The following is an 11,287-nucleotide window of genomic DNA, read 5'->3' as shown; positions in this document are numbered from 1 at the left end:
GGTCCTTCTGACGGATCAGGCTGGGCCCGGGGAGGCCGCTCCATTCGGCTCCGCGAGCGGGGTCTGGTGCGTGCAGCTGCAAGGCGGAGGAGGGCGACAACGCGGAGCGTTGGCAACCGACGACAACGCCGCAGATGCGCGTGCCAGACCCCGCGACTCCAGCAAGATCCGTCAGAAGGGCCCTAGCGGTGCGGGCGACGGGCCCGAAGGGGGCGAGGCTCATGCCGCCCTCCCGGTCGCCGCCGCCATCACGGACTCCTCGTTCGCCTCGGCGCGCGGCAGCTCCGCGGAGAGCCGGCCCTCGTGCATCACGAGCACCCGGTCGGCCATGCCGAGGATCTCGGGGAGGTCGGAGGAGATCATCAGGACGGCGACGCCGTCGGCCGCGAGCGAGGACAGCAGCCGGTGGACCTCGGCCTTGGTGCCGACGTCGATGCCGCGCGTGGGCTCGTCGACGATGAGCACCTGCGGTCCGGTGGCGAGCCACTTGGCGAGGACCACCTTCTGCTGGTTGCCGCCGGACAGCGTGCCGACGACATCGGCGAGGCGCGCGTACTTGACCTGGAGCTTCACGGACCAGTCCAGGGACCGGCTGCGTTCCGCCTTGCGGTTCATCAGCCCCGCGCGGGAGGTGTCGGCGAAGCCGGTGAGGCCGATGTTGCGCTCGATGGACATGTCCATCACGAGGCCCTGGGCCCGCCGGTCCTCGGGGACGAGCGCGAGGCCCGCGTGCATGGCGAGGCTCGGCGCGCCGGGCTTGAGCTTCTTGCCGAGGACCTCGACCTCGCCGCCGTCGAAGCGGTCGACGCCGAACACGGCGCGGGCCACCTCGCTGCGGCCGGCGCCGACGAGCCCGGCGAGACCGACGATCTCGCCGCGCCGCACCTCGAAGGAGACGTCGGTGAACACACCTTCGCGGGTCAACCGGCTGACCTTCAGGGCGACTTCGCCGAGTTCGGTGTCCTGCTTGGGGTACAGCTCTTCGAGGTCGCGGCCGACCATGCGGCGCACGAGGTCGTCCTCGGTGAGCCCTTCGACCGGTTCGCTCGCCACCCACGCCCCGTCGCGCAGCGTCGTGACGCGCTGGCACAGCTCGAAGATTTCCTCCAGGCGGTGCGAGATGAACAGCACGGCCGCGCCCTGCTCACGCAGCGTCCGTACGACGCCGAACAGGCGGGCCACCTCGCTGCCGGTGAGCGCGGCGGTCGGCTCGTCCATGATCAGCACGCGGGCGTCGAAGGACAGCGCCTTGGCGATCTCGACGAGCTGCTGGTCGGCGATGGACAGTCCGCGGGCCGGCTGGTCCGGGTCGAGCTCCACGCCGAGCCGCTTGAACAGGGCGGCCGTGGCCTCCTTGACCGTGGCGTGGTCGACGCGGCCGAAGGAGCGGCGCGGCTGGCGGCCCATGAAGATGTTCTCGGCGATGGACAGGTCGGGGAAGAGCGTCGGCTCCTGGTAGATGACGGCGACACCGGCGTCGCGGGCGTCGGCGGGGCCGTGGAACTCGACCGGGGAGCCGTCGAGCAGAACCGTCCCGGTGTCCGGGCGGTGCACCCCGGCGAGGGCCTTGATGAGCGTCGACTTTCCCGCGCCGTTCTCACCGGCGAGGGCGTGCGCCTCACCGGCGTGCAGGCTCAGTGACACACCGCGCAGGGCGCGCACGGCACCGAAGGACTTGCTCACCCCCTCCAGGGCGAGCACCGGAGTGTTCTCCGGTTCAGGTGGCGTCATGACAGGTCTCCAGGGGTCGAAGGGCACCCGACGTGAAATGTTTCAGTGAAACGTTCCGGAAGCTAGCCACGCCCCGGCACTCCGGTCAAGGGGTCTGAGCGGCCCGAATACGTCGACGTACGAAACGATTCCGTAACGCACGGAAGTCCTCGCACACCCCCTTGACGCACCCCACGAGGGGGACTAGCTTCGCTGCACAATGAATCGATTCACAGAGGATTCATTGGACAGACGATTCATCGGACGGCTCGCAGACCCGTGTACTCAGAGGTGAACATGCCTGACATCGCTGCCGTGAAGGCCGCACTCGCCAACCAGCGGATCGAGACGCCGTCCTGGGGCTACGGCAACTCCGGCACCCGGTTCAAGGTGTTCGCCCAGGCCGGCGTGCCCCGCACGCCGCACGAGAAGCTCGACGACGCGGCGAAGGTGCACGAGTTCACCGGCATCGCCCCGAAGGTCGCCCTGCACATCCCGTGGGACAAGGTCGACGACTACGCAGCCCTGTCGGCGTACGCCAAGGAGCGCGGTGTCGAGCTCGGCACCATCAACTCCAACACCTTCCAGGACGACGACTACAAGTTCGGCAGCGTCTGCCACCCGGACCCGAAGGTCCGCCGCAAGGCCCTCGACCACCTCCTGGACTGCGTCGACATCATGGACGCCACGGGCTCCAAGGACCTGAAGATCTGGCTGGCCGACGGCACCAACTACCCGGGCCAGGACGACATCGTGGCCCGCCAGGACCGTCTCGCCGAGTCCCTCGCCGCCGTCTACGAGCGCCTCGGCGACGACCAGCGACTGCTCCTGGAGTACAAGTTCTTCGAGCCGGCCTTCTACACGACCGACGTGCCGGACTGGGGCACCTCGTACATGCAGTGCATGAAGCTGGGCGACAAGGCGCAGGTCGTCGTCGACACCGGCCACCACGCGCCGGGCACGAACATCGAGTTCATCGTGGCGCTGCTGCTGCGCGAGAAGAAGCTCGGCGGCTTCGACTTCAACTCCCGCTTCTACGCGGACGACGACCTGATGGTGGGCGCCGCCGACCCGTTCCAGCTCTTCCGCATCCTGCACGAGGTCGCGAAGAACGGCGGCTTCGACCCGGCCACGAACGTGGCGTTCATGCTCGACCAGTGCCACAACATCGAGGCGAAGATCCCGGCGGTCATCCGCTCCGTGATGAACGTGCAGGAGGCCACCGCGAAGGCGCTGCTCGTGGACCGCGAGGCGCTGAGCGCCGCGCAGGCGGCGGGCGACGTCCTGACCGCGAACTCCGTGATCATGGACGCGTACAACACCGATGTGCGGCCCCTCCTTGCCGAGTGGCGCGAGGAGCAGGGACTCGCGGCGGACCCCGTCGCCGCGTACGCCGCCTGCGGGTGGCAAGAGCGGATCGTGGCCGAGCGGGTCGGCGGGGAGCAGGCGGGGTGGGGCGCGTAACCGTCCTCTCGTCGTTCAGCCCACTCAACTCCTCAGGTATTTAGGACCTTTCATGGCTACGCACCCCCAGGTCGCCGCCCTCATCGACCGTTCGAACCGGCTCGGCGCCGACCCCCGCAACACCAACTACGCCGGCGGGAACACCTCCGCCAAGGCCACCGAGACGGACCCGGTCACCGGCGGCGACGTCGAACTGATGTGGGTCAAGGGCTCGGGCGGCGACCTGGGCACGCTCAAGGAGGCCGGGCTCGCCGTCCTGCGCGTGGACCGGCTCAAGGCGCTCACCGAGGTGTACCCGGGCGTGGAGCGCGAGGACGAGATGGTCGCCGCGTTCGACTACTGCCTGCACGGCAAGGGCGGCGCCGCCCCGTCCATCGACACGGCCATGCACGGCCTGGTGGACGCGGCGCACGTCGACCACCTGCACCCGGACTCCGGCATCGCGCTGGCCTGCGCCGCCGACGGTGAGAAGCTGACCGCCGAGTGCTTCGGCGAGAAGGTGGTGTGGGTGCCGTGGCGGCGCCCTGGCTTCCAACTCGGCCTGGACATCGCAGAGATCAAGGCTTCGAACCCGAGCGCCATCGGCTGCATCCTCGGCGGCCACGGCATCACGGCATGGGGTGACACGGCCGAGGAGTGCGAGGCCAACTCGCTCTACATGATCCGCACCGCCGAGACGTTCCTCGCCGAGCGCGGCAAGGAGGAGCCGTTCGGCCCGGTCATCGAGGGCTACGCGGCGTTGGGCGCGGCCGAGCGCCGGGCGCGGGCCGCCGAACTCGCCCCGCTGATCCGGGGCCTGGCCTCCACGGACCGCCCGCAGGTCGGCCACTTCGACGACTCGGGCCCCGTCCTGGACTTCCTGGCCTCCGCCGAGCACCCACGCCTCGCCGCGCTCGGCACGTCCTGCCCGGACCACTTCCTGCGTACGAAGGTCCGCCCGCTCGTCCTCGACCTGCCGCCCACGGCCGAACTCGACGCCGTGGCCGAACGGTTGAAGGAGCTGCACGCCGAGTACCGCACCGAGTACGCGGCGTACTACGAGCGGCACGCGAGCGCCGACTCCCCCGCGATGCGCGGCGCCGACCCGGCGATCGTGCTGGTGCCGGGTGTCGGCATGTTCTCGTTCGGCAAGGACAAGCAGACGGCGCGGGTGGCGGGCGAGTTCTACCTCAACGCGATCAACGTGATGCGCGGCGCGGAGGCGGTGTCCACGTACGCGCCGATCGAGGAGTCGGAGAAGTTCCGCATCGAGTACTGGGCCCTTGAGGAGGCCAAGCTCCAGCGGATGCCGAAGCCGAAGCCGCTCGCCACGCGGGTGGCGCTGGTGACGGGCGCGGGCTCGGGCATCGGCAAGGCCATCGCGCACCGGCTCGTCGCCGAGGGCGCGTGCGTGGTCGTCGCCGACCTGAACGCGGACGGTGCGGCAGCGGTGGCCGAGGAACTGGGCGGCCCGGACAAGGCGGTCGCCGTGACGGTCGATGTCACGTCCGAGGAGCAGATCGCGGACGCGTTCAAGGCGGCGGCGCTGGCCTTTGGTGGGGTCGACCTGGTCGTCAACAATGCGGGCATCTCGATCTCGAAGCCGCTTCTGGAGACGACGGCCAAGGACTGGGACCTTCAGCACGACATCATGGCGCGCGGCTCGTTCCTCGTCTCGCGGGAGGCGGCGCGGGTGATGCGGGCGCAGGAGATGGGTGGCGACATCGTCTACATCGCGTCGAAGAACGCGGTGTTCGCGGGCCCGAACAACGTGGCGTACTCGGCGACGAAGGCGGACCAGGCCCACCAAGTGCGGTTGCTGGCAGCCGAGTTGGGCGGGGACGGGATCCGGGTCAACGGGGTCAACCCGGACGGGGTCGTTCGCGGGTCCGGGATCTTCGCCGGTGGCTGGGGAGCGAAGCGCGCCGCGGTGTACGGGGTGGAGGAGGAGAAGCTGGGCGAGTTCTACGCGCAGCGGACCCTCTTGAAGCGGGAGGTGCTGCCGGAGCATGTCGCCAACGCGGTGTTCGCGTTGACCGGGGGCGACCTTACGCATACGACGGGGTTGCATGTTCCGGTGGATGCGGGCGTCGCGGCGGCGTTCCTCCGCTGACCCGTCGTGGGCGCGCCCTGCCGTCCCGGCGCGCCCACCAGTGGGCGGGCTCGCTTCGGTCGGCGTGGCTCTTCCGGCCCGTATGGGCGCGCCCACCCGCACGGGGCTCCGCCCCGGACCCCGCTGCTCAATCGCCGCAGGGGCTTAAAAGACCCAGAGACCCTCCGCTCATCTCCCTCCCACCCGCGGGGCAGCGCACGCCCTCGCCGCCTTGGGCAGTCTGCCGCCTGGGGCGGCAGGGTGGGCAAGGCGGCGCCCCGGTGCCGCGCAAGAAGGCGGCCGGCGCCAACCCCGCGCGGGGTCCGGGGCCGGCCCCGGTTTGGGACGGGAAGGGGCGGCGGGGGCGATTCCACTCCCCCGCCACCCACCACACCGCACACTCACAAAGGCCAACCTCATGCCCACCACCCCCTACGCCGCGATAGACCTGGGCGCCTCCAGCGGCCGGGTCATGACGGCCCGCGTCACCCGCGACACCCTCGCCCTCACCGAGGCCCACCGCTTCCCGAACACCCCCGTCCGCACCCCCGACGGCCTCCACTGGGACATCCTCGGGCTCTACGCCGGCATCCTCGAGGGCCTCCGCAAGACCGGCCCGGTCCGCTCCATCGGCATCGACAGCTGGGCCGTCGACTACGGCCTCCTCGACGCGGACAACACCCTGCTCGGCAACCCGTTCCACTACCGCGACACCCGCACGGACCACACCGCCGAGAAGCTGTGGGCGACGATCCCACCGCAGGAGCTGTACGCGGCCACCGGCCTCCAGTACGTCCCGTTCAACACGATCTACCAGCTCACCGCAGCCCGCGGCACCGCACAACTCGACGCCGCCCGCAGCCTGTTGATGATCCCCGACCTCCTCGCCTACTGGCTGACGGGACAGCAGGGCACCGAGCTGACCAACGCCTCCACCACCCAGCTCATCGACCCCCGCACCGGCGACTGGTCCCACGACATCGCCACCCGCGCCGGCATCGACGTGAACCTCTTCGCCCCGATCCGCCGCCCCGGCGACCCGGCGGGCGAGCTCCTCCCCCACGTCCTCGACGAGACCGGCCTCACAGGACCCGTCCCGGTCACCACCGTCGCCTCGCACGACACCGCGTCGGCCGTGGCCGCCGTCCCGGCGACCGAGGAGAACTTCGCGTACATCTGCACCGGCACCTGGTCCCTCGCCGGACTCGAACTGGACGCGCCCGTCCTCACGGAGGAGAGCCGCGCCGCGAACTTCACGAACGAGCTCGGCATCGACGGCACGGTCCGCTACCTCCGCAACATCATGGGCCTGTGGCTCCTCCAGGAATGCCAACGCGCCTGGAACGAACCGGACTTGACCACCCTCCTCGACGAGGCCGCGAAGGCGACCCCGCTGCGCTCGGTCGTCGACGCCGGCGACCCCACCTTCCTGCCGCCCGGCGGCATGCCGGACCGCATCGCCGCCGCCTGCCGCGCCACCGGCCAGCCGGAACCCCGCACCCGCGCCGAGATCACCCGCTGCATCCTCGACTCGCTCGCCCTCGCCCACCGCCGCGCCATCGAGGAGGCGTCCCGCCTGGCCGACCGCCCGGTCGACGTGGTGCACATCGTCGGCGGTGGCGCCCGTGGCGCCCTGCTGTGCCAACTCACGGCCGACGCCTGCGGTCTGCCGGTCGTGGCGGGCCCCGCCGAGGGCGCCGCGCTGGGCAACGTACTCGTGCAGGCGCGGGCCGACGGTGTCATCGGCGACCGCGCCGCGATGCGCCGACTCGTCGCCGACACCCAGCCGCTCGCACGCTACGAGCCGAGCGGCGACCGCGGCGCGTGGGACGCGGCGGCGGCACGCGTGCACACCCCGTGACCCACACCCGTCCACGACGTACGCTGCACCCGTCCGATGATCACTCACAGACCGTCCGCGTCAACCGAATCCGACCGACCGAAGGGGCCCCGATGCGTGTCGCGCTCTTCCTGACCTGTGTCAACGACACGCTGTACCCGGACACGGGCCGCGCCGTCGTGAAGCTCCTGAACCGGCTCGGCGTGGACGTCGACTTTCCGGCGGCACAGACCTGTTGCGGCCAGCCGCACTACAACACCGGCTACCGCCGCGAGGCCGAGCCACTGGCCACCCACTACGCCGACACCTTCGGCCCCGGCCTCGCCTCGGGTGATTACGACGCAATCATCACGCCGTCCGGATCGTGCGCGGCGATGGTGCGTGAGCTGTACCCGCGGATGGGCGAACGGGCCCGCTCGGAGGGCCGTGGCGACACCCTCACGACGACCCTCGCGCCGGTGATCCCGAAGACGTACGAGCTGACCGAGTTCCTGGTCGACGTACTCAAGGTGACGGACGTCGGCGCGTACTACCCGCACAAGGTGACGTACCACCCGACCTGTCACGGCCTGCGCTCCCTCGGCCTGGGTGACCGTCCGACCCAACTCCTCAGAGCGGTCAAGGGACTTGAGCTGGTGGAGCTGCCGGGCGCGGCCGAGTGCTGCGGCTTCGGCGGCACCTTCGCCGTGAAGAACGCGGACGTATCGACGGCGATGGGCACCGACAAGGTCCGCAACGCGGAATCGACCGGCGCGGACGTCCTGTGCGCGGCCGACAATTCCTGCCTGATGCACATCGGCGGCACCATGTCCCGCCTGAAGGTCGGCATGCGCCCCGTCCACATCGCGGAGATCCTGGCCGGCACCGAGGACGAGGAGGCCCACGCATGAGCGGCGGAACGTTTGTCGGGATGCCGGCCTTCCCGAAGGCCGCGCACGACGCCGTACGCAACACCACCCTGCGCGCCAACCTGAAGCACGCCACCCACACGATCCGCGACAAACGCGAACGCGCGGTGGCCGAACTCGACGACTGGGCGCACCTGCGTCAGGCCGGCAAGGAGATCAAGGACCACACCCTCCACCACCTGGAGCACTACCTCGTCCAGCTGGAGGAGTCCGTGACGGCCGCCGGCGGCAACGTGCACTGGGCGCGCGACGCCGACGAGGCCAACCGCATCGTCACCTCCCTGGTCCGCGAGACCGGCGAGTCCGAGGTCGTCAAGGTCAAGTCGATGGCCACCCAGGAGATCGGCCTCAACGAACACCTCGCCGCCGAGGGCATCAACGCCTACGAGACCGACCTCGCCGAACTGATCGTGCAGCTCGGCGACGACCGCCCCTCACACATCCTGGTCCCCGCGATCCACCGCAACCGCGGCGAGATCCGCGACATCTTCGAGAAGGAGATGGCCAGTTGGGGGCGCCCGGCGCCGGACGGGCTGACCGACACACCGGCCGAGCTGGCCGAGGCGGCCCGCCTGCATCTGCGGGAGAAGTTCCTGCGCGCCAAGGTCGGCATCTCCGGGGCGAACTTCATGGTCGCCGAGACCGGCACCCTGGTCGTGGTCGAGTCCGAGGGCAACGGACGCATGTGCCTGACGCTGCCCGAGACCCTCATCTCCGTCGTCGGCATTGAAAAAATCGTGCCGACGTGGCGGGACCTGGAGGTGTTCCTCCAGACGCTGCCGCGCTCCTCGACGGCCGAGCGGATGAACCCGTACACCTCCACCTGGACGGGCACCACCGACTCCGACGGCCCCCAGACCTTCCACCTCGTCCTGATCGACAACGGCCGCACCGACACCCTCGCCGACGAGGTCGGCCGCCAGGCACTGCGCTGCATCCGCTGCTCCGCCTGCCTGAACGTCTGCCCCGTCTACGAGCGGGCCGGCGGGCACGCCTACGGCTCGGTCTACCCGGGCCCGATCGGCGCGATCCTCAGCCCGCAACTGCGCGGCACCGGCAGCGACATCGACGCCTCCCTGCCGTACGCGTCGTCACTGTGCGGTGCGTGTTACGAGGTGTGTCCAGTCGCCATCGACATCCCCGAGGTCCTCGTCCACCTGCGCGAGCGCGTCGTGGCCGGCGGCCCCGCCACCCGTAGCGGCAACAGGGTCATGCTCCGCCCCGCGAAGGGCCACGCCGCCGAACGCGCCGCGATGCGCGCCTCCACCTGGGCCTTCACCCACCCCGGGGCGCTCGCGACCGGCCAGCGGCTGGCCTCGCGCACCCGGCGCTTCCATCCGCGCACGATGCCCGGCCCCGGCAAGGCCTGGACGGACAGCCGCGACCTGCCGAAGGTGCCCGCGGAACCGTTCCGCGACTGGTGGAAGCGTACGCACGGCGGAAAGGACACCACGAAGTGAGCAGCAGAGACGTCATCCTCGGCCGGGTCCGCCGCGCCCTCGGCGGACCCATCCAGGCCCCGGACACGTACGCCACCGACATCGACCGCGGCTACCTGCGCGAACACGGCAACCGCACCACCGAGCAGACGGTCGAACTCCTCGCCGAGAACCTCGCCGATTACCGCGCGATCGTGCACCGCGCCACCAGCGACGAGCTTCCGGCCACTGTGGCCCGGCTCCTCGCCGAGCACGGTTCACGGTCGGTGGCGGTACCGCCCGAACTGCCAGAGGGCTGGCTGGCCGACACCGAGACACCCCGCGTCGCCGACAGCCCCGAAAACACACCAACCGAACTCGACGCCGTCGACAGCGTCGTCACCGCCTGCGCCGTCGCCATCGCCGAGACCGGCACCATCGTCCTGGACGGCTCCCCCGACCAGGGCCGCCGCCGCATCACCCTCGTCCCCGACCACCACATCTGCATCGTGAGCGTCCCGGACCAGGTGGTGTCCTCGGTCCCGCAGGCCCTCGAACGGCTGGACCCCACCCGCCCCCTGACGTGGATCTCGGGCCCGTCCGCGACCAGCGACATCGAGCTCGACCGGGTCGAGGGCGTGCACGGGCCGCGCACCCTGGAGGTCGTTCTGGTGAGCGGGGGCTGAAGGGCGCGGCTAGCGTTGGTGACATGATCCGGTTCGACCATGTCACCAAGCGGTACGCGGACGGCACAACGGCGGTGGACGATCTCTCGTTCGAGGTGAACGAGGGCGAACTGGTCACGCTCGTCGGCCCGTCCGGCTGCGGCAAGACCACCACGATGATGATGGTGAACCGGCTGATCGAGCCGACGTCGGGTCACATCCACGTCGAGGGCCAGGACATCTCCGGCGTCGACCCGGTGCAGCTGCGCCGCCGCATCGGGTACGTGATCCAGCAGGTCGGCCTCTTCCCGCACCGCACGATCCTCGACAACACGGCGACCGTGCCCGCGCTCATCGGCTGGAAGAAGGCGAAGGCCAGGGCGCGCGCCGCCGAGCTGCTCGAACTGGTGGGCCTGGACCCGGCCACGTACGGGAGCCGCTACCCGGAGCAGCTGTCCGGCGGCCAGCGCCAGCGCGTCGGCGTCGCCCGTGCGCTCGCCGCGGACCCGCCGGTTCTCCTCATGGACGAGCCGTTCGGGGCCGTCGACCCGGTCGTACGCGAGCAGCTGCAGGACGAGTTCCTGAAGATGCAGGCGGCCGTGCGCAAGACGGTTCTGCTGGTCACGCACGACATCGAGGAGGCGGTCCGGCTCGGTGACCGCATCGCGGTGTACGGGCAGGGGCGCATCGAGCAGTACGACACACCGGGTGCGGTGCTCGGCTCGCCGGCCACCCCGTACGTCGCCGAGTTCGTCGGCGCGGACCGGGGGCTGAAGCGGTTGTCGGTCACCGAGATCGAGCCGGACGACCTGGAGCAGCCGTCGGTGGCCCGCTTCGACGAGCAGCCCGCGCGGGCCGCCGCCCGGATGCGCGAGGACGGGTCGCGGTGGGCCGTGGTGCTCGACGAGGCGGGCGACCTGCACGGTTGGGTCGGCGTCGACGAGGCGTCGCTGGCCGGTCCCGACGGCCGGGTCGGCGATCTGGCGCACCGGATGCGGGCGTGGGTGCCGGTCGGCGCGCCGCTCAAGCAGGCGTTCGGCGTGATGCTCCAGCACGACGCGGGCTGGGTCGCGGTGCTCGACGGCGCCCGTTTCCTCGGCGTGCTGACCCCGGCGAAGCTGCACGAGGCGCTGCGGCGGTCGGTGGACGCTGATGCGCAGGGCGTGGCGCGCGACGAGGTCGAGTTCGACTCGGTGGCGGACGCCTGATCG

Annotated in this window: 8 protein-coding genes; 7 read left to right on the top strand and 1 reads right to left on the bottom strand. The window is 70.8% G+C overall.

Going from position 1 to position 11,287, the window contains the following annotated elements; genetic code table 11:
* Positions 1-219 precede the first annotated feature (219 nt).
* Positions 220-1,731, bottom strand: a complete 1,512-nt coding sequence (locus ACZ7L4_RS03900; protein ID WP_472099426.1) for a sugar ABC transporter ATP-binding protein — start codon at positions 1,729-1,731, stop codon at positions 220-222.
* 276 nt (positions 1,732-2,007) lie between these two features.
* Between ACZ7L4_RS03900 and rhaI the strand changes: the two genes are divergently transcribed.
* The 7 genes from rhaI to ACZ7L4_RS03865 all read left to right on the top strand — a co-directional run bounded on the left by rhaI (position 2,008) and on the right by ACZ7L4_RS03865 (position 11,284).
* A complete protein-coding gene (gene rhaI / locus ACZ7L4_RS03895) occupies positions 2,008-3,174 on the top strand; it encodes an L-rhamnose isomerase (RefSeq protein WP_450809123.1) in 1,167 nt (388 codons plus the stop codon).
* 52 nt (positions 3,175-3,226) lie between these two features.
* On the top strand, positions 3,227-5,266 hold the full coding sequence (locus tag ACZ7L4_RS03890) for a bifunctional aldolase/short-chain dehydrogenase (RefSeq protein ID WP_472099424.1): 2,040 nt from the start codon (positions 3,227-3,229) through the stop codon (positions 5,264-5,266).
* Between the two features lie 397 nt (positions 5,267-5,663).
* Entirely contained in the window at positions 5,664-7,106 is a 1,443-nt protein-coding gene (locus ACZ7L4_RS03885; protein WP_472099422.1) for a rhamnulokinase, read from the top strand.
* Positions 7,107-7,198: 92 nt separating this feature from the next.
* Positions 7,199-7,975, top strand: a complete 777-nt coding sequence (locus ACZ7L4_RS03880; protein WP_472099421.1) for a (Fe-S)-binding protein — start codon at positions 7,199-7,201, stop codon at positions 7,973-7,975.
* Positions 7,972-9,453, top strand: a complete 1,482-nt coding sequence (locus ACZ7L4_RS03875; RefSeq protein WP_472099419.1) for a LutB/LldF family L-lactate oxidation iron-sulfur protein — start codon at positions 7,972-7,974, stop codon at positions 9,451-9,453. Before ACZ7L4_RS03880 ends, ACZ7L4_RS03875 begins: the two co-directional genes overlap by 4 nt.
* Complete coding sequence (locus ACZ7L4_RS03870) at positions 9,450-10,097, top strand: LutC/YkgG family protein (RefSeq protein ID WP_472099417.1); 648 nt, start codon at positions 9,450-9,452, stop codon at positions 10,095-10,097. Before ACZ7L4_RS03875 ends, ACZ7L4_RS03870 begins: the two co-directional genes overlap by 4 nt.
* 23 nt (positions 10,098-10,120) lie before the next feature.
* Positions 10,121-11,284, top strand: a complete 1,164-nt coding sequence (locus ACZ7L4_RS03865) for an ABC transporter ATP-binding protein (RefSeq protein WP_472099416.1) — start codon at positions 10,121-10,123, stop codon at positions 11,282-11,284.
* Positions 11,285-11,287 lie beyond the last annotated feature (3 nt).

Source organism: Streptomyces sp. NPDC107575 (assembly GCF_055657265.1).
This window is presented reverse-complemented; position numbering and strand designations above follow the sequence as displayed.

Bases quoted from the DNA above. Each gene is read 5' to 3' on its own strand.
- ACZ7L4_RS03900 (WP_472099426.1), bottom strand. From the start codon at position 1,731: ATGACGCCACCTGAACCGGAGAACACTCCGGTGCTCGCCCTGGAGGGG.
- rhaI (WP_450809123.1), top strand. From the start codon at position 2,008: ATGCCTGACATCGCTGCCGTGAAGGCCGCACTCGCCAACCAGCGGATC.
- ACZ7L4_RS03890 (WP_472099424.1), top strand. From the start codon at position 3,227: ATGGCTACGCACCCCCAGGTCGCCGCCCTCATCGACCGTTCGAACCGG.
- ACZ7L4_RS03885 (WP_472099422.1), top strand. From the start codon at position 5,664: ATGCCCACCACCCCCTACGCCGCGATAGACCTGGGCGCCTCCAGCGGC.
- ACZ7L4_RS03880 (WP_472099421.1), top strand. From the start codon at position 7,199: ATGCGTGTCGCGCTCTTCCTGACCTGTGTCAACGACACGCTGTACCCG.
- ACZ7L4_RS03875 (WP_472099419.1), top strand. From the start codon at position 7,972: ATGAGCGGCGGAACGTTTGTCGGGATGCCGGCCTTCCCGAAGGCCGCG.
- ACZ7L4_RS03865 (WP_472099416.1), top strand. From the start codon at position 10,121: ATGATCCGGTTCGACCATGTCACCAAGCGGTACGCGGACGGCACAACG.